The organism is Limimaricola variabilis (genome assembly GCF_034371605.1).
Lineage (GTDB): Bacteria > Pseudomonadota > Alphaproteobacteria > Rhodobacterales > Rhodobacteraceae > Limimaricola > Limimaricola variabilis.
In genome coordinates this window covers 811,505-835,475 of record NZ_CP139691.1, presented here as the reverse complement: position 1 = coordinate 835,475, position 23,971 = coordinate 811,505, and the positions used below count along the sequence as shown (strand labels likewise).

Here is a 23,971-nt window from a genome sequence, read left to right as displayed (position 1 = left end):
GATCATGAAAGACTGCTGCACGCCCAAGGGCAAATCCTATGACCTCGCCGTCATCGGCGCCGGATCGGCCGGCTTCTCGGCCGCGATCACCGCGGCCGAGGCCGGGGCGCGCGTGGCGCTGATCGGCCACGGCACGATCGGCGGCACCTGCGTCAATGTCGGCTGCGTCCCGTCCAAGGCGCTGATCCGCGCCGTCGAGAGCCTGCACCACGCCCGCGCCACCAGCCGTTTCGATGGCATCGAGGCGGAGGCCCGTGTCACCGATTGGGCCGCGACCGTGGCGCAGAAGCAGGCGCTGGTCGAGGAGCTGCGCGGGGCCAAATATGCCGACGTGCTGAGCCGCTACGAGGGCATCGACTACATCGAGGGGCGCGCGCGGTTCGACGCGGATGGTCAGCTCACCGTCGACGGTGATGTCTTCCCCGCGGCCAAGATGATCATCGCCACCGGTTCGCGCCCGCATGTGCCGCAGATTCCCGGCATCGAGGCGGTCGAGACTCTCGATAGCACATCGGCGCTGGAGATGACGGCGTTGCACGCCTCGATGCTGGTGCTGGGTGCGGGCTATATCGGCGTCGAGCTGGCGCAGATCTTCGCCCGCGCCGGTGTCGCCGTCACGCTGGTGAGCCGCCGCGGCGTGCTGCCCGAAGCCGAGCCGGAGGTCTCCCGGGCGCTCGAGGGCTACCTCGAGGACGAAGGCATCCGGCTGGCGCGGGTCGAGAGCTATGGGAGCGTGTCACAGGACGCGGACGGCGTGCAGCTGCAGGTGACCGGAGCGGAACCGCTCCGCGCCGAAAGGCTGCTGCTGGCCACGGGGCGAGTGCCCAACAGCGACGATCTGAATCTCGCCGCCGCCGGGATCGCGGTGGATGCACGCGGTGGCATCGGGGTGGATTCTCATATGCGCACCGCCAACGAGCGGGTCTGGGCCGCGGGCGACGTCACCGGGCGCGACCAGTTCGTCTACATGGCGGCCTACGGCGCCAAGCTCGCCGCCCGCAACGCCGTGGCCGGGGAAGAGCGCGCCTATGACAACAGCCTGATGCCTTGGGTCGTGTTCTCCGACCCGCAGGTGGCAGGTGTTGGATTGAGCGAGGCGCAGGCGCAGGCCGAGGGGCACGAGGTCGTCACATCGGTGCTGCCGCTCGATGCCGTGCCGCGCGCGCTGGCCGCGCGGGACACGCGCGGGCTGATCAAGCTTGTGGCGGAAGCGGGCAGCAAGCGCCTGCTGGGTGCGCAGATCCTCGCGCCCGAAGGGGCCGACAGCATCCAGACCGCGGCGATGGCGCTGAGGGCCGGGCTGACCTACGAGGAGCTGGGCGACACCATCATGCCCTATCTCACCACCGTGGAAGGGCTGAAGCTCGCGGCACAGACCTTCGAGAAGGACGTCGCCGCACTCTCATGCTGCGCGGGGTGAGGCCATGACCGACAAATCCACCAACGATCTCCTGGGGACGCTGCGCAGCAGCGTGCTGGCATGGTGGCTGCCGTTCGCCGCCATGCTTCTGGCGATCCCGCTGCCCGATGGTCCCAAGACGGCCATCTGGGTGGTGGCTCTGGCCTGGATGGGCGGGGCCTGCATGTTCAACGCGCGGCGCTGCGGCCGGGTGCATTGCCGCTACACCGGGCCGTTCCTGCTGGCGATGATCCTGCCGGTGCTGGGCCACGGCACCGGGCTGGTGCCGTTGGGCGAAAGCGGCTGGCTCTGGCTCGGCCTCATCACAGGGGGCGGCATGGCCGCGATCTGGTGGGGCAGTGAACGATTGCTGGGCCGCTATCGTTGAGCCGCGCGGGCGGCGGCCCGGCCTTTCATCTCGAGACTAAGGACACGACATGACCGACATCCTCGATCTCATCGTCATCGGCGCCGGCATGGCCGGGATCGCCGCAGCCAAGAAATGTGCCAATGCGGGTTGGTCCGTCGCCATCGTCGACGAGCTGCCCTATGGCGGCACCTGCGCGCTCAGGGGCTGTGACCCCAAGAAGATGCTGCGCGCCGGGGCCGAAGCGGTCGACGCTGCGCGGCTGCTCTCCGCCAAGGGCGTCGCGGGCGAGGTACGGATCGACTGGCCGGCGCTGATGAAGCACAAGGAGAGCTTCACCGACCCGGTGCCCGAGAGCATGGAGAGCGGGCTGAAGGACGCGGGCGTCCGCACGCTGCACGGTCGCGCCCGCTTCACCGCCGATGACCGGATCGAGATTGACGGCCATGGCGAGATCGCCTTCCGCCACGCATTGATCGCTGCCGGGGCCAAGCCGCGCCCGCTGGAGTTCCCCGGCGCGGATCGGGCGATCGACAGCACCGATTTCCTGAACCTGAAGGAGCTGCCGAAGCGCATCGTCTTCATCGGCGGGGGCTACATCTCGTTCGAGTTCGCGCATATCGCGGCACGTGCGGGCGCGGAGGTGACGATCCTCGATCGCGGTGCGCGACAGCTCAAGATGTTCGACCCCGACCTCGTCGACATGCTGCTCGACCGTAGCCGCGCCGCCGGAATCGAGATCGTGGCCGAAGCCACGCCCGAGCGGATCGAGGGGGCAGGCAGCGCGCATAGGGTCACCTACAAGAAGGACGACGAGAGCCGCGCCATCGATGCCGATCTCGTCGTCCACGGCGCCGGCCGGGTGCCAGCCGTCGACCATCTCGATCTCGACGCGGCTGGCATCGAGACCGAGCGTGACGGTGTGAAGGTCACGCCCTGGCTGCAATCCGCGTCCAACCCACGCATCTTTGCCGCGGGCGACGCCGCCGCCTCGCCGGGCAAGCCCCTGACCCCGGTGGCGGTGTTCGAGGGCAAGATCGCCGCCTCGAACATGCTGAAGGGCAAGCAGACCGAGCCGGACTATACCGGCGTGCCGAGCGTGGTGTTCACTATCCCCGAACTGGCGCGTGTCGGCATGCTCGAAGAGGAAGCGCGCGAGACCGGCGAGGTCGAGGTGTCGTTCACCGATACCTCTGGCTGGTTCTCGCAGAAGCGGCTTGGCGAAAGCCATGCGGGCGCGAAGATCATCACCGGCAAGGACGGCAAGATCCTCGGCGCGCATCTGTTCGGACCGGAATATGCCGAGCTGATCAACTTCTTCTCGCTGGCGATCAAGCTCGGCCTGACCGCGCAGCAGCTGAAGTCGATGCCCGCCGCCTATCCGACGGCCGCTTCGGATGTCGGTTCGATGTTCTGACGGGGACAAAGATCGCCACGGACGTCCACGGGCCGACCTGCGCGCCAACGCGTGTCGGGGCAGCCCGGTGGGCGGTTCGCCGCCCTGCGACCGCGCGCGGAAGGGCACGTGCTTTCGGCGCGGCCAGCGATGGGGTATAGCGAGCAGGATCCGAGGACATGCGAGAGTGCCGAGCGCCTTCATGAAGATCCCGATGCTTCATCTTCTCGTTCGGCTCGTGGTGGCGCTTTCGCTCTTTATCGGCACCATGGCGTTCGAAACCGGGCATACCCATGCCAGCCCGGCCGGCATCGGTGTCGAAGAGCCGCATCGCGACCAGCCCTCCCATTCCAAGGCCGGCTGCCATACGGGGCTGCGATGCAACGCCCTGAGCATGGCGGACAGCCTCGTGCTTCCGGCCCGTATGACAGGTGCGCGGCGTCTGTCGCCCGTGCTCCGGTCCCGGCCGGGATCGAGCCACATCCTCCGGATCGCCACCCCGCCTCCACGACCCCTGGTTTGAACCCTTCTTCAAACCAGACAGGCGAGTGAGACATGAACCCATACAGAATGACGGCCATCGCCCTGACGGCGACAATGGCCGCTGCCGTGGCGGTCGCGCATAACGGCGCCACCGGCGTGGTGCGCGAGCGGATGGAAGGCATGGTGGCGATGCGCGACGCGATGCGCGACCTCACCCCGATGATGCGCGGCGAGGCGCCGCATGACCCGGTGGCGATCGCTACTGCGGGACAGGCGATCGCAAAACATGCCGGGGAGGCGATGACGACGCTCTTCCCGGAGGGCACCGGGGGCGGCGCCTCCTTCGCGAAGGAGGCGGTCTGGGCCGCGCCCCAGGATTTCGCCGCGCTTGCCGAGGAGCTGCAGCGCCATGCCGAGGGGCTGGTGCGCGCCGCGCCGAACGCGACCGCCTCACAGACGGACGCCCATGCCGGAATGGAGATGGGCGGAATGAAGGGACATGCCGGCATGGAGATGGGTGAGGCGAAGCCGCCGTCTTCCGGACCCGGTGCGTCCTATTCGGTGGCACAGCTGCTCGGGCTCGAGCCGCGCAAGGCCGCCTCCATCCAAGCCATGCCAGCCACGCAGGCGAAAGTGGCGACGGCGCCCGATTATGCCACCATGGCGGCGAGCGAAGTGTTCCGCATGATCAGTGAAACCTGCGCGGCCTGTCATGGTCGCTTCCGGTCGGGAAGCTGAACATGCGGGGATTGCTCAGAAGTGTCATTCTGCTGGCTGCGCTGGCGGGTGGCGGCTATGCCGGGCTGCGCGCATGGCCGATCGGGGATGACGCGTCCCGGATCACGCTCGATGGCGATGCCCGGCGCGGAGCCTATCTGGCGCGGGCCGCGGGCTGCGTGGCCTGCCATACCGACACCGCGGCACAAGGACCGGCGATGGCAGGCGGCGCGCCGCTGGACACGCCGTTCGGCAGCTTCGTGCCGCCCAACATCACGCCGGACTTCACTCATGGCATCGGCGGCTGGAGCAAGGACGACCTCGCCCGCGCGCTGCGCGAGGGGATCTCGCCCGAGGGTCAGCCCTACTACCCGGCCTTTCCCTTCGAGTTCTATGCCGGCTTCTCGGATCAGGACATCGCCGATCTCTGGGCGGCGCTGGCCACTGTGCCACCGGTGGCCGAGACGCGCGGCGAAAACGACATGCGCTTTCCGTTCAGCATGCGTTCCGGGCTGAAGCTCTGGCGCGCGACCGCGCTCCTCGAGGCCGAGAGCGCGCCGGTGCTTGGCCGCTCGGACGAGTGGAACCGTGGGCGCGAGCTGGTGGAGGGGGCGGCGCATTGCGGCGCCTGCCATACCGGGCGGGGACTCCTTGGCGGGCTCGATGCCGACAGCTTCGGTGGCAATGACGATCTGCCGGGCGGGTCCGCCGCGCCGTCGATCCGCGCCGCCGATCTGAAGGAGGACGGATGGACCGCGAGCGCGCTGGCCTATGCTCTGGAGACCGGGATCACCCCGTCGGGCGACGTGTTCGGCGGCTCCATGGCCGAGGTGGTGGAGCAGGGCACCAGCTTCCTAGACGAGGCCGACAGGCGGGCCATCGCCACCTATCTGCTCGACGCAGCACCCGTGCCTGCGGATCCCGACGCGCTGGCACAGCTTCGCTGAGCGGCAACCTGACCGCTCAGGCGCGCATCGGTGCGTCGGGCCGAACACATTCGAAAGACGGACAGATGAACAAGACGATCATTCTCGGCACCGCAGGTGTCATTCTCGCGGGCGGGCTGCTGTGGATCGCCGCGACCCCGGAGCAAGACGGCATGGCGGGCCATTCCATGACCCCGCCCGACACCTCCGAGATCCCGCAGGGCACACCGATCGTGCAGGTGACTCTCCCGGCCGCGCTGGGCGATCAGGCGCAAATGGGCAAGCGCGCCTTCGATAGCGTCTGCGCCGATTGCCACGGCGCGAACGCGGCCGGAAAGAACGGCGTTGCGCCGCCACTGGTGCACAAGACCTACGAACCCAGCCACCATGGCGATTACGCCTTTCTCGCCGCCGTGCAGAACGGCGTGAGATCGCATCACTGGGATTTCGGGGACATGCCTTCGATCGAGGGGCTGACCGAGGCCGATGTCGCCAATGTAGTAGCCTATGTGCGCGCGCTGCAGCGTGAGAACGGCATCGACTGAGCACGCGCGGCAGTGGGCGCGCGACTTGGCGCCGAAGCTGCCGCGGCCCTGCGCGTGACCACTTGCGTCGGGCGCGGGACCTGCCATTTGTGATCGGGACATGACCCGCCGAATCCGCCTCTTCTCCGCCTTGCCCGCTCTGATCGGGATGGTGCTGCTGTTGTTGGCAGGCTGGGGTGGCGAGGGTGCTGCGACGGACCTGGCGCCGGTCGCCGCCCATCATGCCGAGACGCACGCGCCGACCCACACGCCCAAGGGCCATCACGACACCACGGTAGATGCGGCCTGCGCGTTGATGTGCCTCGCCCAGCGCCCCGTCGCTGCCGGCCCCGAGGGGTTCCGCAGCCTTGCGCGCATCGATGGCGGCCCTGTACTGCCGGCAAGCCTGCCCATGCGCGGGCGTGTGCCGATGCCGCCATGGCATCCACCCGAGATCGTCTGACACCTTTCGTGTTCCTCCCCGGCCCGCCGGGATTATTCACGCGCGGCATGACCTGCCGCCAGGATGACAGACAGATGACCCATATTTCCCGTCGCGGCTTTCTCGCCGCCAGCGCGGCCTTGGCCGCGACCCTTTCCCTGCCGGGCCTTGCCCGGGGTCAGGGCGCACCGCTCGCCCTGCGCGCGACGCGCCGCACGCTCGACATCGACGGTCGCGCGGCGTCCGTCATGGGGCTTCTCGGCCCCGACGGCCGTCCCGGCCTGACGCTCGACCCGGGCCAGCGCTTCGCGGTGCGGCTCGAGAACCAGCTCGACGTCGAGACGTTGATCCACTGGCACGGACAGATCCCGCCCAACGTGCAGGACGGCGTCCCCAACATGCCGATGCCGCCGCTCGCTGCCGGCGAAAGCCGCGATTACGATTTCGCGCCGCTGCCGGGTACCCATTGGATGCACAGCCACATCCCGACGCAGGAACTCGGCATGCTCGCCGCGCCGCTGATCGTGCGCCGCGCCGAGGATCTCGCCTCAGATCGGCAGGAGGTGGTGATGTTCCTGCATGACTTTGCCTTCAAGTCGCCGGATGAGGTGATGGAGGAGATCACCTCCGGCATGGCGATGCAGGGGATGGATCATGGTGGCATGTCCGGCATGGGGGGCATGGCCGGGATGCACAACGGCGCCACGGGCAGCGCGACCGGCATGGACCATGGCGCCATGGCCGGGATGGATCACGGCTCCATGCCGATGACCGCCGATCTGAACGATTACGATTTCGACGCCTATCTCGCAAATGACCGCACGCTGTCCGACCCCGAGGTGGTGCAGGTCGAGCCCGCCGGCCGGGTGCTGTTGCGGGTGATCAACGCCGCGGCGGCGACCACGTTCTGGATCGAGACGGGCGCCGTCGAGGCGCGTCTGGTGGCGGTCGACGGTCATGCCGTGCAGCCGCTGCCGGGCCGGCGGTTCGGCGCGGCGATGGCGCAGCGGCTCGATATCGAGATCGACTTGCCCGCGGGCGGCGCCTTCCCGATCCTCGCGCTGCGCGAGGGCGCACGCGAGCGGACCGGCCTCGTTTTGGCGAGCAAGGGGGCATCCGTCGAGAAGATCCCCGGCATCGCGCCCACTGCCGCCCCGGCCTTCGACCTCGACATGGCGCAGGAGCGCGCGCTCCGCGCCCTCGAGCCGCTGAGCGAGCGGGCGGCGGAGTTCGCGCCGATGGTCATGCTCGGCGGGCAGATGCAGCCCTATGTCTGGACCATCGACGGCAAGGTCTGGAGCGAGCACCGGCCGGTCTCGGCGATCAGCGGCCAGCGGGTCGAGCTGACCTTTCACAACATGTCGTCGATGGGGCATCCGATGCACCTGCACGGGCATGTGTTCCAGGTCGTCGCGATCAACGGGCAGCGTTTCTCGGGGGCGGTGCGCGACACGGTCTACGTGCCACCGATGGCCGCCGTCACCGTGGCGCTCGACGCGGGCGAGGCGGCGCGCTGGATGCTGCATTGCCACCAGATGCCGCACCTGGCCTCGGGGATGATGACCGAGTTCGCGGTCACGGCGGGCTGAGGGCCGCGCCGGTTGCCCGCTCCGGAGCCGCCGGCGTCCCACCCGAGCTCTTCATGAAAACCCGCGCGGCGACCAGCTGTCCCGCGTGCACACCCGGCTTCGGCATCGAGGCCGGAGCGATAGTCAAATCTCAAGCACAACGAAAGCGTCGACCAGATGTCGGTAAATGCCCAACCCAACGAAGTGACCTTCACCCCGCCTTGGGAGGTCTTCAAACCCTATTTCTCCTATCTCAGCATGTTCCTCGGAATGGGCCTGATCTCGGGATCCATCGTGCATGCCGCCCAGCCGGACATGCGCTCCTATGCGCTGGCCCTCATGGCCGTGGGCGCCGCGCTGTTCGCGTTCGGCTCCTATCTCAACGAGGTGCTCTTCAAGACCGGGATTCTGGGCGACAACGTCCTGAAATACGTGCTGGTGTCGCTGCTTCTGGCCATCGGCATCGGCATGGTCTCCGGCGCCGCGCAGCATTTCTACGACACGCCGCTCTTTGCCAGCTACAGCGCGCCGATTGGGGTCTTCATCTCCTCGCTCGCCTTCGCGATTCGCCAAGGCTATGTGCTGCATCGCAAGAGCTGGCTCATGATGATCGTGGCGGGTCTCGCCTTTGCGGCGGTCTTTCACCTCGGCCTGCGCGCCTACGCGGAGAGCCTGCCGGCCAGCGCCGGGCATCATGGCGAGGCGGCAGCTTCAGCCCATGGCGATGAGGGTGCCGATGGCCATCATGGCGCGCACGATGCCTCGGGGCACTACGCGGTCGATGGCCATGGCGCATCGGTCGATGCACCCGGCACGCTCGGCGTCGCACCCGCGCATTAGGCAGTGAGGGGCCGTTCATCCTCGACCGCGAGCCGCGCCGATGTGATCGGCGAACCGGAAACGAACGGGCGCTCCAGGGCGCCCGTTTCGGTCTGCGCTCCGGCCCGTCCCGGCAAGTCGTCAGCTACGCCTCAGGTGCTCAACAGCTTCTTGCGCGAGGCGTATTCCTCCGCGTCGATCTCGCCGCGTGCAAAGCGCATGTCGAGTTCGGCAACCGCGCCCGGTTGCTGTCGCGGCGGCGCGGCTTCGTCGATGCGGCGGGCGATCCAGATGATGCCCGCCACCACGAGACCCAGAACGATCAGCCACAGCACCGGCCCGAAGATCATTCCGAAGCCGCCGCTGCCCCAGCCCATCATGTGCCCGTAGCCGTCCGGGTCGGCGAGTGCGGTAGTCGCGGGCAGGCTGAACAGTAGGCCGGATATGAGACGGGTCATGGCACCCTCCTTGGTTCGAGTTACGCCATGCACCATGGAAGCAGCGTGACCTTGCCGCCTTGATCTGCGTCAAGCGCCCTGTCGATCCGGTCCTTTGCGAGCAAGACGTAATCGGTTTGACGCGTTCCAAGCCGGACAGGATTTCCGTCGTGGCCGCGATCCTCTCTGAGAGCCTTCTCAGGATAACAGAACTTCGAGCTTCTCAATCACACAGATGCACCGCCGGAGCAGGCTCCGACGGTGCAAAGGGCAGTTCATTCCGCCTCGAAGCCCACCCGCACGGCGCGCAGGCGGAGCGCGTTGCCGATCACCGACACCGAAGACAGGCTCATGGCTGCCGCTGCGATCACCGGTGACAGCAGCAGGCCGGTGAACGGGTATAGCAGCCCGGCCGCCACCGGCACGCCGAGGCCGTTGTAGAGGAAGGCGAAGAGCAGGTTCTGCTTGATGTTGCGCACCGTGGCGCGGCTCAGCCGACGAGCCGTGACCAACGCGGTCAGGTCGCCCCGCACCAGCGTGACGCCGGCGCTCTCGACCGCGACATCGGCGCCGGTGCCCATGGCGATGCCGACATCGGCGGCGGCGAGGGCAGGGGCGTCGTTCACTCCGTCGCCGGCCATCGCCACGGTGCGGCCCTCCGATTGCAGCCTGCGGATCGCCGCCTGCTTGTCGGCGGGCAGCACCTCGGCGATCACCTCGTCGATGCCGAGATCGGCGGCCACGGCGCGGGCAGTGACCTCGTTGTCGCCGGTCAGCATGACGATGCGCAGGCCTTCGTCATGCAACGCGGCGATGGCCTTGGGCGTCGTCTTCTTGATCCGGTCGGCCACGACCACCAGCCCGGCCGCACGCCCATCCACCGCGACGAGGATCGCCGTCTGCCCCTTCCTGCGCGCGGCATCGGCCCGATCGGACAAGTCCGCGATGTCGACCCCTGCCTCCCGCATCATCGCGACGTTGCCGATGGCGATGCTGCGGCCTCCGACGCGGCCCGAGATGCCCTTGCCGGTGGTGCTGTCGAAGCTCTCGACTTCGGGCAAGGTGATGCCGCGCGCCGATGCGCCCTCGACGATGGCACGGGCCAGAGGGTGCTCGGACTGCGCCTCAAGCGCCGCTACGATGCTCAGCAACTCGTCCTCGGCCATACCTTCGGCCACCACCTCGACCAGCGCTGGCCGCCCCTCGGTCAGCGTGCCGGTCTTGTCCACGACCAGCGTGTCGACGGCGGCGAAGCGTTCGAGCGCGGCGGCGTTCTTGATCAGCACGCCGTGCCCCGCGCCCTTGCCGACGCCGACCATGATCGACATCGGCGTGGCGAGGCCCAGCGCACAGGGGCAGGCGATGATCAGCACCGACACCGCGGAGACCAGCGCGAAGGCCATGGCCGGGTCGGGGCCGAAGATGCTCCACACCACGAAGGCGAGGATCGCCACCCCGACCACCGCCGGAACGAAGTAGCCCGAGACCTTGTCGGCCAGCTTCTGGATCGGCGCCTGGCTGCGCTGCGCCTCGGCGACCATGGCGACGATGCGGTTGAGCATAGTGTCGGCGCCGACGCGCTGCGCCTCCATCACGAAGCTGCCGGTCTGGTTGATCGAGCCGCCGGTGACCGGATCGCCCTCCGCCTTCTCGACCGGGAGCGGCTCGCCGGTGATCATGCTCTCGTCGATGCCGGAGCGTCCCTCCAGCACGACGCCGTCAACCGGCACGCTCTCGCCAGGGCGCACCCGCAGTCGATCCCCGGAGCGGACCATGTCGAGCGGCACGTCGCGCTCGCCGCGCTCGTCCACGAGCCGCGCCGTCTTGGGCGCGAGGTCGAGCAGCGCGCGGATCGCGCCGCCGGTGCGCTCGCGGGCGCGCAACTCCAGCAGCTGGCCCAGCAGAACCAGCGTGACGATCACCGCCGCCGCCTCGAAATAGACGCCGACCTCGCCTTCATGGCCGCGAAACTGTGGTGGGAACAGGCCCGGCGCGACGGTGGCGACGACCGAGTAGAGATAGGCCACGCCGACGCCGAGGGCAATGAGCGTGAACATGTTGAGGCTGCGGTTCCTGATCGAGGCCCAGCCACGCTCGAAGAACGGCAGGGCGCACCAGAGCACCACTGGTGTCGCGAGGAGCAGTTCGATCCAGTCGAGCATCGGTGCCGAGATGATGGCGAAGGCGTGTGGCGCGAAATGTCGACCCATCGCGATGATCGCGAGCGGGATCGTCAGCGCCGCCCCCAGGACGAAGCGGCGGCGGAAATCGAGGTATTCCTCGCTCGGGCCTTCGGTCGCGGGAATGCCCTTGGGCTCGAGCGCCATGCCGCAGATCGGGCAGGAGCCGGGACCGACCTGCTCGATCTGGGGGTGCATCGGGCAGGTGTAGATCACGTCCTCGCGCACGGGCGGGGCGTCCTTCAGGTGCGGGTCGAGGAAGATTTCCGGCCGGGCGTCGAACTTCTCGCGGCACTTGGCCGAGCAGAAGTAGAAGGTTTCCCCCTCATGCTCGGAGACATGCTCGGCGGTTTCAACGTCGACCGACATGCCGCAGACCGGGTCGATCGCCAGTCCTTCGGTCGGCTGATCATGGTGATGCGCATGTGCGTGGCAGCTGTGGTCCATGGCAGGTCTCCCTTGCTGCGACGGTACCGATCCGGTGCCGCCTTGATCGAATATACCCCTATGGGGTATGTGCGGTCGAGATACCTATCTGGGGTATGTTCGCACCCAACCCTTTGGAGTATGGTGTCGGCGGTCGGAGGCGAACGAGATGCAGGAAAAGAAGAACAAGGCGGCGATCCAGAAACGCCTGGCGCGGCTGGAGGGCCAGATCAGGGGCATCTCCCGCATGGTCGAGGAGGACCGTTACTGCGTCGACGTGTTGATGCAGACCGCTGCGGTACGCTCGGCACTGAAGGCGGTCGAGCGGTTGTTGATCGAGGACCATGCCAACCATTGCATGGAGGCGGCGATCCTGTCGGGCGATCAAGACGAGCAACGCACCAAGTTCCGTGAAATGGTCGCCTTGCTCGAAAAGGCGCGCGACTGATCGGGGCCGGGCCTCGTCGCTCCGATGAATTAGCTCAGAACATTCAGTCTGCGCCGTTGCGCTATAACTATCGCGATTGCGCCCAAGGTGCAGGTTGCAGCCATGCTCGAGCGCCGTGACGTCGTCAGTCGATACAGAGGTCGAAATCGAGCGCGCAACGAGCCTTCGGCTTCGAGGTGTCGCCGGCGATCCCAAGCCAAACGAGATCTTCCAGGCCCTGCTGTAGCCCGAAGGCCAGTGGAAGCTCCACGAGGGCCAGTCATGCTCTTTCGGAGCACCGAGCGACTGCGACCGTGTAGAGCCCGGCAGGCATCAGGGCGCTTGCGAGAACGAAACTCGCTGCCGCCGAGAAGCACGTTTCTGGAGCCTCTGAGGTCACTCGCCGCGAAGAGTATCCAACCATGCCTTCGAGCGGCTTCCTGCGCCCTGAGCTGGTTGGACTGATAAGGTGTGGGTCCGCCCATCTGCGTGGCTGAGCCAGAGTTACGAACGGTTTCGGCAAGAGGGCAGGTGGGTGGCATTCGGTTGAGCAACTGAGCCCTGTTGAGTGGCAAGATTGAGCCATTCGCTACGCCCCCGCAGAAAAGAGTCGGAAAGCAGCCTTTCGCTGCACGTGGATTGGATGTGCGCTTCACATCGGGAGCAGTACGGACCCCTCTGCCAGCGCGAGTTGACCCCTATAGGTTTCCAGCCGCGCATTGGCATTGGTGTCGATCACCAGAATGACCGCCATCATGGCAATGGTCGTGATCAGGCTCGCCCGCCACAGGGGCGACTCGAAGAACGGTATCGCCAGCGCGCAGACGGCGATGATCAGCGGGATAACCCTGAACACCGCGATCCGGTATTCGTTCAGCACCCTGTCGGCACGCGCGATCTCGTCTGCGACGAGGCCGGCGGCATCGGTGGCATAGGCCGCCGGGAAGTTCGTCAGCCGGGCTTGGCTGGGGAAGAACAGGCCGAGCCCGATGATCAGGATCAGCGTGCCCGCCACCAGCATGGGGACGACATGGGCCCTCGCCATGTCGGTCTTGCCCATCTGCCAGAACCCCAGGCTCGCCATGAGGAAGGACAGGCCGAAAAGGATAAAGAAGGCGGAGGAGAGCATCTCGGCTCTCGTCCAGTCGGTTGCCGTTTTCACGATGTCCATTTTCTCGGCCCTCGTCGGAAGCAATGTCAGGGATCGGAGGGGCGGGCACGGTGGGCCGATCGCCCTAGGCCCAGCCTCCTCTGTCTCGGCGGGATCGCGAGGCCCTTACAGGGCCCAGCTGAAACCGGTGTCCTTCTCGGACCGCTCCCACAGCCTGACCATGACCGGCTTGTCGTGCGCATGGGCGTTCAGCGTGCCGCGTCCTACCGGGCCGACGAATTCCCTGGTCCCGGTGGGGCCATAGAGCGCGCGCTGCTCGGTCAGTGCCTCTTCGGTGGCGCACATCACCTCCGGGTAGGCGCCCTGCTCGGCGGTCTGGACCATCGGCGTCTTGGTCATCAGCCACCAGATCAGACGCATCGTCCGGCTGCCGCTGGTCGAGATCAGCGAGGTCGCGGACGAGCCGGGGTGGCAGACATAGACCTCGACGTTGCGGCCGGCCGCCTTTACCCGGTCCTGAAGCTCATAGGCGAACATCATCTGCGCCAGCTTGCTCTGGGAATAGGCGGTGTTCGCGCCGTAGCCCTCGTTCCAGTTCATGTCGTCGAAGCGGATCGTCTTCAGCCCCATGTTGTAGCCGAGGCTGGCGACGACCACGATCCGGCCCTGCGCTTCCTCGATGCGGTCGAACAGCATGCCGCACAGGGTGAAGTGGCCGTAATGGTTGGTGCCGAGCTGGCTCTCGAAACCGTCGGGCGTCAGTTTGCGCGTGGGCACCTGGGCGATGGCGGCGTTGCAGATCAGCGCGTCGATGCGCGGGGTTGTCTTCAACACCTCTTCGGCGGCCATGCGGACGGAAGCCTGCTCGGCGAGGTCCATGCGGATGAAACGCACGGGTGCGGCGGCACCGAATTCCTCGCGCAGCTCGTTTACGGCGGCGGCGGATTTCTCGGCGCTGCGGTTCAGCATCACCACCTCCGCGCCGTTGCCCAGAAGGATGCGCGCCGCCTGAAAGCCCGCGCCCGCGTTGGCGCCGGTGATGACATAGGTCTTGCCGACAAGGTTGCCGAGAAGCTCGGGCGTCCAGCCCTTCGGTCCGAATTGAGTATGTTTCATCGTGGTGTCCTCCGGCGCCGCAGCGCTTGCGTTTGTAAACCGTGGTGTTTACATAGGTGCAAGCAACAGTAGGTGTAAACCCCTGTGTTTATAAAATCGCGGCGCGGCGGGACGGAATCGATGAAACTAACTGATAAGAAACGAAAAGATATTCTGGTGGCGGCGATACAGGAGTTCCGGGAGCAGGGCTTTCCGGCCGCGCGGGTGAACCGGATCGCGGAACTGGCCGAGGTGTCCAAGCGCACGCTCTACAAGCATTTCGAAAGCAAGGAGCTGCTGTTCGCCGCGATCACCGAGATCCTGCTCGAAGAGATCGCGGCAGTGCCGAAGCTGCGCCACCAGCCCGATGTGCCGCTGCGCGAACAGCTGATCTCGGCGGTGCGGGATTACGTCGGCCACCTGACCGGCGAGCAATATATGGGCCTCAACCGGCTGGTCATGTCGGAGCTGCTGCGCGATCAGGATCTGGCGCAGGCCTTCTTCGCCAAGGCCGCGATGCAGGACGGTCCGATCTCGGGGCTGATCGCGGAAGGAATGCAGGCGGGCGCGCTGCGCGAGGCCGAACCGGGCTTCGCGGCGGGCCAGCTGCTGTCGATGGTGAAGCATTTCCTGATCTGGCCGCAGTTCCTGATGGGCGCGAAGGCCGAGGTCGATCCGGATGCCGTCATCGCCGACTGCGTGGACATGTTCCTCGCGCATTACGGCCTAGGAGGCTGATCGCACGCATGGTCGGGGCCGATGAGCGGGGCGGCATCATGGCGTGATGACGCCCCGCGATGGCAAGATGTGTTCGCAATCTCGCGTCAGTTCGCGATCTCGATCCCGATCTTGCCCATGTGCGACTTCGACAGAAACGCCTCCTGCGCCGCACGCAGATCACGCAGCTTGTAGGTGTCGGCGAGGACGGGTTGGATCTCGGCCCGCTCGATATAGCCTACCAGATCGGTAAAGACGCGGGGGTTCTGCCGGGTGCTGCCGATCAGCGTCAAATCCTTGAGGTAGAGCGTGCGCAGGTCCAGCTCGACGATCGGTCCCGCGATCGCACCGGAGGTCACGTAGCGACCGCGCACTGCCAGCGCCTCGAGCAAAAAAGGCCAGCGCGGGCCGCCGACGAGGTCGAGCACGACATCGAAGGCACTCTCGGGCAGGGCGTCGTCGCGGTGCAGTATGGCGCCGGCACCCAAAGCCTTGAGGTCGTCCGCCTTGGCCGGGCTGGTCACCGCCGTGACATGCGCACCGCGCCGCTTGGCGAGCTGCACCGCCGCCGAGCCGACACCGCCAGAGGCACCGGTGATCAGCACCCGCTCGGCCCCGAGGCGCGCGCGCTGGATCATGCCCTCGGCGGTCGAAAAGGCGCATGGGAAGGAGGCAAGCTCCACGTCCGAAAGCGGGCTGTCGATACGCAGCGCATGTTCGCTCGCGATCGTGGTGAACTCCGCGAAACCGCCATCGCGTTCCGATCCGAAGGTGACCAGCGCGTCCTCGGCGCCGCCCGCGGGCCGGTGCATCGGCCGTACCAGCACCCGCTCGCCAATGCGGGCGGGGGCCACCCCTTCGCCGACAGCGACGATCTCGCCGCAGCAATCGGCGCCTTGAATGCGCGGAAAGCTCAGGGCCCCTGACCAAGCGCCGTCGGCATCCGAGGCGCCGTCATAGCCCGTGGCCGCAGCGGAGTTCGTATCGCCGCGCACGGCCTTCGAATACCAGCCGGTTCGGGTGTTCACGTCGGTATTGTTCACCGCCGACGCGCCGACGCGGATCAGCACCTCGCCAGCGGCGGGGCGCGGCACCGGCATGTCCTCGCGCCATTCCAGCCGGTCGAGCCCACCATGGCCGGTCAGGACCATCGCCTTCATCGTGTCAGGAAGGGTCATCGGGTTGCTCCGTCGTGTAGAATGATTGCTCTACTTGATCAGGTAGAGGGATCACTCTACATCGTCAAGCATGACCGATACGATGACCAGGATCGCCGCCGGGCTGGAGCAGGCCTTCGCCGCACGCGGCTTCGCCGAGCCCAGCGTCGAGGATCTGCGCGATGCGGCAGGCGTCAGCCTGCGCACGCTCTACAAGTATGTGCCGTCGCGCGCGGACATGGTGCTGGCGGCGCTGGAGCATCGACATACGCGCTACCTCGCGCACCTTTTCGACGGATTGCCGGACGCACCGGCGGCGGCGCTGGACGTGTTGCTCGACCGCGTTGGAGCATGGATGGCAACCGAGACCGCGCATGGCTGCCTGTTCCACGGCGCAGTGGCCGCCGAGCCCGGCAGCGTGCGGCTGCGCGAGGTGCTGGGGCGGCACAAAGCCGAGGTGGCACGCCGCGCCGCCGCGTCCACCGGGCTCGAGGGCCACGAGATCGAACTCTCGGTGATCATGGAAGGTCTCACGCAGGCGTGGTCGCTGCATCGCGATGCCGCCGTAGCGAGTGCGAAGCGGCTGGGGCACGGCCTGCTGAGCCGCGAGGCCGCATGACGACGAGTTCCACCCGGTGACCTGGCTCGTCCGAGGTAGATGCCGCCATCCGTCGCTCGAAGCCAGCATAGACCTCACTGGCTTGCCATGCCTGTCAGCATCGCGCCGAGGGCGACGAAGTGAATCAGCATGATCGCCCTGTCGTTCCACAGCACGCCGACGAACAGCCAGCCGAGAACTCCAACGACGAACAGGTAGAGGTTCCACGGCGTCCAGCCGAAGGCCGTCCCGGCATAGCCGAGGATCTGGATGACCGAGGCCACCCACTTCACGGCGAAGGCGGTCCGGTCCCGGCCCGCGATATCGGTCGCCTCAGACGCCACGTGTCAGGCCCCCGTCGATCCGCCAGTTCTGGCCGGTGACGTAGCCACCGTCCTCGGAGGCGAGCCAGCCGATCAGCGAGGACACCTCCTCCTCCCGGCCGTAACGGCCCATCGGGATGCGCGACCGTCGGTCCTCCGTTTCGGGCAGGCTGTCGATGAAGCCGGGCAGCACGTTGTTCATGCGGATGTTCCGGTCCGCATACCGGTCGGCATAGAGCTTGGTGAAGCCGGCGAGACCCGCCCGGAAGATGCCCGATGTCGGAAAGAGCGGGTCGGGCTCGAAAGCCGCGAAGGTCGAGATGTTGATGATCGCGCCGCCGCCCTGCGCCGCCATGAGCGGGGTAACGAGCCGGGTGGGGCGGATCACGTTCATCAGGTAGACTTCGAGCCCGTCGTGCCAGCCCTCGTCGGTGATCTCGAGGATATCGCCCTTGGGCCCATGCCCCGCCGAGTTGACCAGCACGTCGACCCGCCCCCAGCGTTCCATCGCCCCGTCGACGAGACGGCTCAGATCCTCGACCGATCGGTTCGAGCCCGTGACGCCGAAACCGCCGAGTTCCTTGCCCAGAGCTTCCCCCTTGCCCGAAGAGGACAGCACTCCGACTTTGAATCCGTCGGCCGCCAGCCGCCGCGCGGCTCCAGCCCCCATGCCGCTGCCGCCAGCCGTGATCAGCGCCACTTTTCCTGTCGCCATCTCTGCGCGCTCCTTGTCTTTCCTGCGGCGCCTGTTGCGCCCATGGATCTTCAGATAAGAGGCTTGAATGAATGCGACCAGTCAGGTGAACTGTCGCGTGGGTGTAGGAGAACTATCGTGTCGAGCGAAGCAGATCTGCCCTCCCTGAGCGGGCTGCGCGCCTTCTCGGCGGCCGGAAGGCACCTGTCCTTCCGCGGGGCGGCGGAGGAATTGGGTGTGACACAGGGGGCTGTGGCCCAGCAGGTGCGCGGTCTCGAGGAACACCTCGGCCTGCGTCTGTTCCTTCGCGAGACAAGGGGGCTGAGCTTCACCGAGGAGGGGCGGGTCTATCATGTCGCTGTCGCCCGGGCCTTTTCCCAGCTCTTGGACGCGACCGCTGCGCTTCGGGAAACGCCGTCGCGGGTGACGATCAGCGTGACCCCGACCTTCGCATCGAAATGGCTCATCCCGCGGCTTGCGGAGTTCACCCAAGCCAATCCCGGGATCGACCTGCGGATCACCGCGACCGAGCGGGTCATGAGCTTTCATGCAGACGGCATCGACCTGGCGGTTCGGCAGGGGCGCCCGCCATTCGGGGCGAGCCTGCGCGGCGACCTGCTGTTTCCGCAGGAGGTTATCGCGGTGTGCTCGCCTCAACTGGTTGCCAAACAGGGTGGGCTTCTCGATGCGGCGGCGCTCTCCCACATCACATTGCTGCACGACACGCATGATCTTTGGCCGCAGTTCATCGAGATGGCATTCGGGACCGAATTGGACGCGCCACGCGGACCTCGGTTCAGCCAGACGACGCTGAGCCTCGACGCGGCTCTGGCCGGTCAGGGCATCGCCCTGGCCAGCCGCTTCCTCGTGCAGCGGGACCTCGATGCGGGTCGCCTCGTGCAGCCTGTCGACGCCGCGCTCGAAGGGGGGCAGGACTTCTACGCCCTGCTGCCGCGTCAGGGCGCATCCGATGCGGCCATGCGCGTGAGGGACTGGCTGCTCAGCATGGCGCGTGGCGAAGCTCGGCAGGGTTGAAGCGATAGATCGACTAATGAAGGGCGCCCACCAGCATCATCATTGGACGCTCCAGTAACCTGCTCAGAGGTGCGGCCCAAACTGAGGGAAGATCAGACGTCTTGCGATGCGCTCCGACGCTATCTCGGCAGTTTTCCTGCCGCAGGACCGTTCTGGAGCGCGTGGAAAAGTTCGCGGCGCACCGGATCAATGTCCACAGCGGGCCGGGAGCACCAGAGCAGGGAAGAGTGGCAAGCTGCCGTTCGCTTTCGCGATCCGGTTCTTGAGGGGGGCTCCGCAAGGGAGAACCGGCGGATCGAAAAGACAATCGGTCAAGCCGGGCATCGAGGGAAACCTGCTTGGTACAACGCCCCTACGGGGGCGTTTCGTCTGAGATTCTATAAGTCCCTTCTCATCGCAGCCACCCGAGGGCGCGTGTTCCGATGCCTGTGCTGACCCTGTCGCGCGGGGCAGAGAGCCAACCTTTGCCGCGCTCGGTGCCAAGGTCCGAAGCAGGCAGTAAGCGGTCCCTGAATATTAGCGTCACCTCCAGCGTAGGTGACTGCGGGCAGAGGTGTAGGGCAGAGCCAGACGGTGTTCATACACCTGTAAAACGCTTCCGGGCTTCGATGCGACTGACAGGATTACCACCTGTCAGCGCCGGTAAATCGCGGTGTCAGATCTTAAACCGCAGCCGCGAGCGCAATCTGAAAACGGTTGACCAAACGGAATGCTATCCGTTATGACACCGATGTCATGACACCGATGTCATTCCATCTGGTGTGAATGGCTAGGGTGAGGGGAGCGAGACGATGGCCACGATCTACGATGTCGCAAAGCGAGCTGGCGTCTCGCCCAAGACTGTCTCGCGGGTGATCAATGGTGATGCGCCGGTCGGGCCCAAGACACGCGATGCGGTTGAGGCTGCTATTCGTGAACTCGACTACCGCCCCTCGCGTGCGGCGCGGACGATGCGCTCCAGCCGGTCCGGATTGATCGGGCTGATCACCGGGGCGATCTCTCGCGGTGACGGAAGCGCCGGGCCATCCGGCCTGCCGGACCTGTTCATCGTGCAGGCGATCCAACGCGTCGTGGCCGAGGCGGGCATGACCCTGATGATCGCCGATACCGGGGGCGAGGCGGATCGCGCCTCCGAGTTGATGGCGACCTTCGCTCAGCACCGGGTGGAAGGGCTTGTCTATGTCGCCGATCATCATCAGCGGATCGATGATCTCGACCCGCGCGGCACCCCGCTGGTGCTGGCCAACTGTTTCGACGCCGCAGGCACGCCCGCGGTTCTGCCCGACGACCGCGCGGGCCAGCGCGCATTGGTCGAACGGGTTATCGCTGCCGGGCATCGTCGCATCGGTTATCTCACTCTTCCCGCGGGCATGGTCGCGACGGAACTTCGCAGCCAAGGCTATCGCGAGGCGCTGGAGGCCGCGGGAATAGCCTTCGACCCGGCGCTGGAGGTCGAGGGCTTTGCGGATCGCGGCGAGGGACCCAAGCCGTTCCTCACCTCCGCGCTCGACCAACTGCTGGCACTCGAGGATCGGCCGAGCGTGATCTGCTGCGGCAACGACGAACTGGCCCTCCGGCTCTATGGCGAGTTGCGCGATCGCGGCATCCGCGTGCCGCAGGAAATCTCCGTTGCCGGCTACGACGATTACCGCGTCATTTCCGAGACGCTGTACCCGCCGCTCACCACGGCGGATCTGAACTATCGCGGCATCGGCGAGGCGGCGGCGCGCCGTCTTCTTTCGCTGATCGCGGGGGCACCGGCACCGACCGAGGTCGAACTGGTCGGCGGACCGGTCTGCTGGCGCCAATCCGTAACCGAACACTGACATCCAACTGGGAGGAGACCCGAAAATGACCAGAACGAACCTGATAGCAGGCACGATCCTTGCCAGCGCCCTCGCCACCGGTGCGGCTGCGCAGACCGAGCTGAGCATGTGGTATCACGGCGCCGGCAACGAGGTCGAAAGCGATATCATCAACGGCATCGTCAACGACTTCAACGAAAGCCAGAATGAATGGGAGGTCAGCCTGCAGAGCTTCCCGCAGGGCAGCTACAATGACAGCGTGATCGCCGCGGCGCTGGCGGGCAACCTGCCCGACATCCTCGATGTCGACGGCCCCGTCATGCCGAACTGGGCCTGGTCCGGCTACCTTCAGCCGCTGCCGATCGACGAGACGATCATCGAGAACTTCCTGCCCGGTACCAAGGGCGAATGGGGTGGCGAACTCTATTCCATCGGACTGTGGGACGCTGCGGTGGCGATGGTGACGCGTAAGAGCTACCTCGAAGAGCACGGCATCCGCATTCCGACGCTCGAGGAGCCCTGGACGCTCGAGGAATTCGACGCCGCCTTGGTGACGCTGAAGGATAGCGGCGACTTCCAGTATCCGCTCGATCTCGGCATGGCTTGGACGGGCGAATGGTATCCCTATGCCTTCAGTCCTTTCCTGCAAAGCTTCGGCGGCGACATCGTCGATCGCGAGACCTACACCACGGCCGAAGGCGCGTTGAACGGCGATGCCGCGGTCGAGTTCGGCGAATGGTGGCAGTCGCTGTTCGAGCGCGACCTTGTGCCCGGCACCAGCCAGGACCCCGCCGACCGCGAGAACGGCTTCGTCGAGGGCAAATACGCGATCAGCTGGAACGGCAACTGGGCCGCGATGAACATCCTCGACGAATACGGCGAAGATACGCTGTTCCTGCCGGCACCGGATTTCGGCAATGGCCCGGTGATCGGCGCGGCCAGCTGGCAGTTCGGCGTCTCGGCGTCCTCCGAACACCCCGAGGGGGCGGCGGCCTTCATCGAGTTCGCGCTTCAAGATGAGTATCTCGCGGCCTTCTCGAACGGCATCGGACTGATCCCGCCGACCGAAAGCGCGGCCGCAATGACCGAGAACTACAAGGACGGCGGCCCGATGGCGGTGTTCTATGACCTCTCCGAAAGCCAGGCGAAGCTGCGGCCGGTATCGCCCGGCTACGTGGTTGCCGCCAAGGTGTTCGAGAAGGCGCTCGCGGACATCGCCAACGGTGCCGACGTGGTCGACACGCTGGATGCGGCGGTCGACGAGATCGACGCCGACATCGAGCGCAACCAGGGCTACGGCCACTGATCCTCCCCAGCCCGGCCCCCTTCCTCCCGAGGGGGCCGGCCCCAGACGCGAGGTGACCCATGTCCCGCTCCAGACTGACGCAATCGAACCGGGCCGGGTGGGCCATGGCGCTCCCGGGTTTCGGATTGATCGCGGTCTTCATCATCCTGCCCTTCTTCTTCGCCTTCGGGCTGAGCTTCACCAATCAGCGGCTGATATCGCCGAACCCCACCGAATGGGTGGGCTTGGACAACTATCGCCAGCTGATGGGGATGGGGGTCCTCACGCTTGAACCGGAGCGCGATGATGAGGGCGCCCTCATCCGCGACGAGGACGGCGCGCTCGCGTATCCGCGGCTGCGCAATTTCACCCGGGGCAATCCGGACTACGCGCATCTCGATGGCATGCGCGAATGGCTGAGCTGGAGCTGGGGCGAAAACCAGGTCGTGGTGCTGGCGCGCGACGTCGTGTTCATGACCGCGATCGTCAATACCTTGACCTTTGTCCTCGTCGTGGCGCCGGTACAGGCCGCCCTGGCACTGGGGCTGGCGCTGCTGATCAACCAGCGGCTCAGGGGCATCAACATCTTCCGCACCATCTACTTCATGCCGGTGGTGGTCTCGATCGTCGTCGTCTCGCTGCTGTGGCGCTTCATCTATGACGGCAATGACGGCCTCCTGAACAACATCCTCTCGGCAGTCACCTTCGGTGCCTTCGAGCCGGTCGATTGGCTCGGCAATCCCGACACGGCACTGCCCGCGATCATGGCGATGTCGATCTGGCAGGCGGTCGGTTTTCACATGGTGATCTGGCTCGCCGGGCTTCAGACGATCAGCCCGACACTCTACGAGGCGGCCGAGATCGAAGGCACCTCGCGCTGGCAGACCTTTCGCTACGTGACCTGGCCGGGGCTGCGAAACACCGCCGTGCTGATCCTGATCGTCATCACCATGCAGGCTTTCGCACTCTTTGCGCAGATCGACGTGATGACCGGCGGCGGGCCGCTCGACAGCACCCAGACCATCGTCTTCCAGGCCGTGGAACGCGGCTATGGCAAGCAGGACATTTCCGGCGGCTCGACCATCTCGGTACTGCTGTTCCTGCTGGTTCTCACCATCTCGCTGATCCAGCGATACCTGACGCGGGAGCGCAACTGATGGCCCAGATCGATCCGTCCAATCGCGGCCTCAGGCTGGCTGTCCGCTATGCGGTGCTGGTGCTGATCGCGGTGATCTTCATCTTCCCGCTGGTGTTCATGGTGGTGAGCTCGCTCAAACCCGATCAGCAGCTTCTGTCGGACACCGGCAGCCTGAGAGCCTTCCTCCCAGTGGGCGACATCTCCTTCGACAACTACGCCGCCGCCTTCCAGCGCGCACCGGTGAGGCTGTTCATCTTCAACTCGATCCTTGTGACGGCGGTCACGGTGGTGTTGTCGCTCCTCGTGTGCTCGCTCGCCGCCTTCGCCTTCGTCTTTCTCGAGTGGCGCGGCTCGGGGGTCCTGCTGTCGATCATCCTCGCCACGCTGATCGTGCCCTTCGAGACCATCGCCATCCCGTTGCTGCTGATCGTCAACCAGCTGCCTTGGATCGGCTTCGACGGGCTGAGCTTCGGCTGGCTGAACTCCTACAGGGTGCAGATCCTGCCCTTCGTCGCCGACGGTCTGACCATCTTCCTCTTCGTACAGTATTTCCGCGACCTGCCGCGCGAACTGATCGAGGCCTCCCGCGTCGAGGGCGCAAGCTGGTGGATGATCTACCGCCGCATCGTCATGCCGCTCGCTGGCCCCGTGCTGGCCACCGCCGCGATCCTGAAGTTCCTGGTGATGTACAACCAGTACCTCTGGCCGTTGATGGTGGTGCAGGAAGAGACCTACCGCCCCGTCATGGTCGGGCTGCAATACTTCTTCCAGCTCAACCGCGCCTGGGGCGAGATCATGGCCTACCTGTCGCTGATCACCCTGCCGGTGCTCGCCTTCTACTTCGTGCTGCAACGCGCCTTCATCTCCTCGATCGCCTCGACCGGCGTGAAGGGCTGACGCCA

General features: G+C 66.4%; 26 protein-coding genes. 18 read left to right on the top strand and 8 right to left on the bottom strand.

The features are described 5' to 3' along the window. Positions 1-4 precede the first annotated feature (4 nt). The 10 genes from merA to T8T21_RS04070 all read left to right on the top strand — a co-directional run bounded on the left by merA (position 5) and on the right by T8T21_RS04070 (position 8,662). Positions 5-1,420, top strand: coding sequence for a mercury(II) reductase (merA, locus tag T8T21_RS04115; protein WP_322336922.1), 1,416 nt, complete (start codon positions 5-7; stop codon positions 1,418-1,420). Positions 1,421-1,424: 4 nt separating this feature from the next. Next, positions 1,425-1,787, top strand: coding sequence for a hypothetical protein (locus tag T8T21_RS04110; RefSeq protein ID WP_322336921.1), 363 nt, complete (start codon positions 1,425-1,427; stop codon positions 1,785-1,787). A gap of 49 nt (positions 1,788-1,836) precedes the next feature. Continuing rightward, on the top strand, positions 1,837-3,183 hold the full coding sequence (locus tag T8T21_RS04105) for a dihydrolipoyl dehydrogenase family protein (RefSeq protein WP_322336920.1): 1,347 nt from the start codon (positions 1,837-1,839) through the stop codon (positions 3,181-3,183). A gap of 181 nt (positions 3,184-3,364) precedes the next feature. Beyond that, complete coding sequence (locus T8T21_RS04100) at positions 3,365-3,685, top strand: hypothetical protein (protein ID WP_183469212.1); 321 nt, start codon at positions 3,365-3,367, stop codon at positions 3,683-3,685. Positions 3,686-3,732: 47 nt separating this feature from the next. Continuing rightward, the gene (locus T8T21_RS04095; protein WP_322336919.1) at positions 3,733-4,383 is read left to right on the top strand and encodes a cytochrome c; all 651 of its coding nucleotides are present in this window, start codon (positions 3,733-3,735) and stop codon (positions 4,381-4,383) included. A 2-nt stretch (positions 4,384-4,385) separates the two neighbouring features. After that, on the top strand, positions 4,386-5,309 hold the full coding sequence (locus T8T21_RS04090) for a cytochrome c (protein ID WP_322336918.1): 924 nt from the start codon (positions 4,386-4,388) through the stop codon (positions 5,307-5,309). A 65-nt stretch (positions 5,310-5,374) separates the two neighbouring features. Next, complete coding sequence (locus T8T21_RS04085) at positions 5,375-5,833, top strand: c-type cytochrome (RefSeq protein WP_322336917.1); 459 nt, start codon at positions 5,375-5,377, stop codon at positions 5,831-5,833. Between the two features lie 100 nt (positions 5,834-5,933). Further along, positions 5,934-6,275, top strand: coding sequence for a hypothetical protein (locus T8T21_RS04080; protein ID WP_322336916.1), 342 nt, complete (start codon positions 5,934-5,936; stop codon positions 6,273-6,275). 74 nt (positions 6,276-6,349) lie between these two features. Further along, positions 6,350-7,843, top strand: a complete 1,494-nt coding sequence (locus T8T21_RS04075) for a multicopper oxidase family protein (RefSeq protein ID WP_322336915.1) — start codon at positions 6,350-6,352, stop codon at positions 7,841-7,843. Positions 7,844-7,999: 156 nt separating this feature from the next. Continuing rightward, complete coding sequence (locus T8T21_RS04070; protein WP_322336914.1) at positions 8,000-8,662, top strand: hypothetical protein; 663 nt, start codon at positions 8,000-8,002, stop codon at positions 8,660-8,662. Positions 8,663-8,793: 131 nt separating this feature from the next. Here T8T21_RS04070 and T8T21_RS04065 read toward each other — a convergent pair whose 3' ends face one another. Further along, on the bottom strand, positions 8,794-9,099 hold the full coding sequence (locus T8T21_RS04065) for an SHOCT domain-containing protein (RefSeq protein WP_322336913.1): 306 nt from the start codon (positions 9,097-9,099) through the stop codon (positions 8,794-8,796). 254 nt (positions 9,100-9,353) lie between these two features. Then, positions 9,354-11,705 (bottom strand): heavy metal translocating P-type ATPase, encoded by a 2,352-nt coding sequence (locus T8T21_RS04060; RefSeq protein WP_322336912.1) that lies wholly within the window; start codon positions 11,703-11,705, stop codon positions 9,354-9,356. Between the two features lie 148 nt (positions 11,706-11,853). On the opposite strand from T8T21_RS04060, the gene T8T21_RS04055 reads away from it, so the two are divergent. Then, positions 11,854-12,132: a metal-sensitive transcriptional regulator gene (locus T8T21_RS04055; RefSeq protein ID WP_183469196.1), complete on the top strand. Its 279-nt coding sequence runs from the start codon at positions 11,854-11,856 to the stop codon at positions 12,130-12,132. Between the two features lie 124 nt (positions 12,133-12,256). Here the strand turns inward: T8T21_RS04055 and T8T21_RS04050 are convergent, their stop codons facing one another. The 3 genes from T8T21_RS04050 to T8T21_RS04040 all read right to left on the bottom strand — a co-directional run bounded on the left by T8T21_RS04050 (position 12,257) and on the right by T8T21_RS04040 (position 14,338). Continuing rightward, positions 12,257-12,382: a hypothetical protein gene (locus T8T21_RS04050; RefSeq protein ID WP_322336911.1), complete on the bottom strand. Its 126-nt coding sequence runs from the start codon at positions 12,380-12,382 to the stop codon at positions 12,257-12,259. 381 nt (positions 12,383-12,763) lie between these two features. After that, entirely contained in the window at positions 12,764-13,282 is a 519-nt protein-coding gene (locus T8T21_RS04045) for a hypothetical protein (RefSeq protein WP_322336910.1), read from the bottom strand. Positions 13,283-13,387: 105 nt separating this feature from the next. Beyond that, on the bottom strand, positions 13,388-14,338 hold the full coding sequence (locus T8T21_RS04040; RefSeq protein ID WP_322336909.1) for an SDR family oxidoreductase: 951 nt from the start codon (positions 14,336-14,338) through the stop codon (positions 13,388-13,390). A gap of 120 nt (positions 14,339-14,458) precedes the next feature. Between T8T21_RS04040 and T8T21_RS04035 the strand changes: the two genes are divergently transcribed. Further along, entirely contained in the window at positions 14,459-15,055 is a 597-nt protein-coding gene (locus T8T21_RS04035; RefSeq protein WP_322336908.1) for a TetR/AcrR family transcriptional regulator, read from the top strand. An 86-nt stretch (positions 15,056-15,141) separates the two neighbouring features. Here T8T21_RS04035 and T8T21_RS04030 read toward each other — a convergent pair whose 3' ends face one another. Beyond that, positions 15,142-16,212 (bottom strand): alcohol dehydrogenase family protein, encoded by a 1,071-nt coding sequence (locus T8T21_RS04030; RefSeq protein WP_322336907.1) that lies wholly within the window; start codon positions 16,210-16,212, stop codon positions 15,142-15,144. A 70-nt stretch (positions 16,213-16,282) separates the two neighbouring features. Here T8T21_RS04030 and T8T21_RS04025 point away from each other — a divergent pair, with 70 nt between their 5' ends. Further along, a complete protein-coding gene (locus T8T21_RS04025; protein WP_322336906.1) occupies positions 16,283-16,810 on the top strand; it encodes a TetR/AcrR family transcriptional regulator in 528 nt (175 codons plus the stop codon). A gap of 74 nt (positions 16,811-16,884) precedes the next feature. Here T8T21_RS04025 and T8T21_RS04020 read toward each other — a convergent pair whose 3' ends face one another. Then, positions 16,885-17,133, bottom strand: a complete 249-nt coding sequence (locus T8T21_RS04020; protein WP_322336905.1) for a DUF6552 family protein — start codon at positions 17,131-17,133, stop codon at positions 16,885-16,887. After that, positions 17,123-17,827 (bottom strand): SDR family oxidoreductase, encoded by a 705-nt coding sequence (locus tag T8T21_RS04015; RefSeq protein ID WP_322336904.1) that lies wholly within the window; start codon positions 17,825-17,827, stop codon positions 17,123-17,125. Before T8T21_RS04015 ends, T8T21_RS04020 begins: the two co-directional genes overlap by 11 nt. A gap of 117 nt (positions 17,828-17,944) precedes the next feature. Here T8T21_RS04015 and T8T21_RS04010 point away from each other — a divergent pair, with 117 nt between their 5' ends. From T8T21_RS04010 to T8T21_RS03990, 5 genes are all read left to right on the top strand, one after another. Beyond that, on the top strand, positions 17,945-18,841 hold the full coding sequence (locus tag T8T21_RS04010) for a LysR substrate-binding domain-containing protein (RefSeq protein WP_322336903.1): 897 nt from the start codon (positions 17,945-17,947) through the stop codon (positions 18,839-18,841). A gap of 791 nt (positions 18,842-19,632) precedes the next feature. Then, the gene (locus T8T21_RS04005) at positions 19,633-20,667 is read left to right on the top strand and encodes a LacI family DNA-binding transcriptional regulator (protein ID WP_322336902.1); all 1,035 of its coding nucleotides are present in this window, start codon (positions 19,633-19,635) and stop codon (positions 20,665-20,667) included. 25 nt (positions 20,668-20,692) lie between these two features. Next, the gene (locus T8T21_RS04000) at positions 20,693-21,952 is read left to right on the top strand and encodes an ABC transporter substrate-binding protein (protein ID WP_322336901.1); all 1,260 of its coding nucleotides are present in this window, start codon (positions 20,693-20,695) and stop codon (positions 21,950-21,952) included. Between the two features lie 59 nt (positions 21,953-22,011). Further along, positions 22,012-23,088 carry a carbohydrate ABC transporter permease gene (locus T8T21_RS03995; protein WP_322336900.1) on the top strand — a complete coding sequence of 359 codons (1,077 nt, stop codon included), beginning with the start codon at positions 22,012-22,014 and terminating at the stop codon, positions 23,086-23,088. Next, positions 23,088-23,966, top strand: a complete 879-nt coding sequence (locus tag T8T21_RS03990; RefSeq protein ID WP_322336899.1) for a carbohydrate ABC transporter permease — start codon at positions 23,088-23,090, stop codon at positions 23,964-23,966. The genes T8T21_RS03995 and T8T21_RS03990 overlap by 1 nt, the downstream gene beginning before the upstream one ends. Positions 23,967-23,971 lie beyond the last annotated feature (5 nt).

What these genes read in the sequence shown, in the direction of transcription:
- merA (WP_322336922.1), top strand. Translation starts at nt 5, where the DNA reads ATGAAAGACTGCTGCACGCCCAAGGGCAAATCCTATGACCTCGCCGTC.
- T8T21_RS04110 (WP_322336921.1), top strand. Translation starts at nt 1,425, where the DNA reads ATGACCGACAAATCCACCAACGATCTCCTGGGGACGCTGCGCAGCAGC.
- T8T21_RS04105 (WP_322336920.1), top strand. Translation starts at nt 1,837, where the DNA reads ATGACCGACATCCTCGATCTCATCGTCATCGGCGCCGGCATGGCCGGG.
- T8T21_RS04100 (WP_183469212.1), top strand. Translation starts at nt 3,365, where the DNA reads ATGAAGATCCCGATGCTTCATCTTCTCGTTCGGCTCGTGGTGGCGCTT.
- T8T21_RS04095 (WP_322336919.1), top strand. Translation starts at nt 3,733, where the DNA reads ATGACGGCCATCGCCCTGACGGCGACAATGGCCGCTGCCGTGGCGGTC.
- T8T21_RS04090 (WP_322336918.1), top strand. Translation starts at nt 4,386, where the DNA reads ATGCGGGGATTGCTCAGAAGTGTCATTCTGCTGGCTGCGCTGGCGGGT.
- T8T21_RS04085 (WP_322336917.1), top strand. Translation starts at nt 5,375, where the DNA reads ATGAACAAGACGATCATTCTCGGCACCGCAGGTGTCATTCTCGCGGGC.
- T8T21_RS04080 (WP_322336916.1), top strand. Translation starts at nt 5,934, where the DNA reads ATGACCCGCCGAATCCGCCTCTTCTCCGCCTTGCCCGCTCTGATCGGG.
- T8T21_RS04075 (WP_322336915.1), top strand. Translation starts at nt 6,350, where the DNA reads ATGACCCATATTTCCCGTCGCGGCTTTCTCGCCGCCAGCGCGGCCTTG.
- T8T21_RS04070 (WP_322336914.1), top strand. Translation starts at nt 8,000, where the DNA reads ATGTCGGTAAATGCCCAACCCAACGAAGTGACCTTCACCCCGCCTTGG.
- T8T21_RS04065 (WP_322336913.1), bottom strand. Translation starts at nt 9,099, where the DNA reads ATGACCCGTCTCATATCCGGCCTACTGTTCAGCCTGCCCGCGACTACC.
- T8T21_RS04060 (WP_322336912.1), bottom strand. Translation starts at nt 11,705, where the DNA reads ATGGACCACAGCTGCCACGCACATGCGCATCACCATGATCAGCCGACC.
- T8T21_RS04055 (WP_183469196.1), top strand. Translation starts at nt 11,854, where the DNA reads ATGCAGGAAAAGAAGAACAAGGCGGCGATCCAGAAACGCCTGGCGCGG.
- T8T21_RS04045 (WP_322336910.1), bottom strand. Translation starts at nt 13,282, where the DNA reads ATGGACATCGTGAAAACGGCAACCGACTGGACGAGAGCCGAGATGCTC.
- T8T21_RS04040 (WP_322336909.1), bottom strand. Translation starts at nt 14,338, where the DNA reads ATGAAACATACTCAATTCGGACCGAAGGGCTGGACGCCCGAGCTTCTC.
- T8T21_RS04035 (WP_322336908.1), top strand. Translation starts at nt 14,459, where the DNA reads ATGAAACTAACTGATAAGAAACGAAAAGATATTCTGGTGGCGGCGATA.
- T8T21_RS04030 (WP_322336907.1), bottom strand. Translation starts at nt 16,212, where the DNA reads ATGACCCTTCCTGACACGATGAAGGCGATGGTCCTGACCGGCCATGGT.
- T8T21_RS04025 (WP_322336906.1), top strand. Translation starts at nt 16,283, where the DNA reads ATGACCGATACGATGACCAGGATCGCCGCCGGGCTGGAGCAGGCCTTC.
- T8T21_RS04015 (WP_322336904.1), bottom strand. Translation starts at nt 17,827, where the DNA reads ATGGCGACAGGAAAAGTGGCGCTGATCACGGCTGGCGGCAGCGGCATG.
- T8T21_RS04005 (WP_322336902.1), top strand. Translation starts at nt 19,633, where the DNA reads ATGGCCACGATCTACGATGTCGCAAAGCGAGCTGGCGTCTCGCCCAAG.
- T8T21_RS04000 (WP_322336901.1), top strand. Translation starts at nt 20,693, where the DNA reads ATGACCAGAACGAACCTGATAGCAGGCACGATCCTTGCCAGCGCCCTC.
- T8T21_RS03995 (WP_322336900.1), top strand. Translation starts at nt 22,012, where the DNA reads ATGTCCCGCTCCAGACTGACGCAATCGAACCGGGCCGGGTGGGCCATG.
- T8T21_RS03990 (WP_322336899.1), top strand. Translation starts at nt 23,088, where the DNA reads ATGGCCCAGATCGATCCGTCCAATCGCGGCCTCAGGCTGGCTGTCCGC.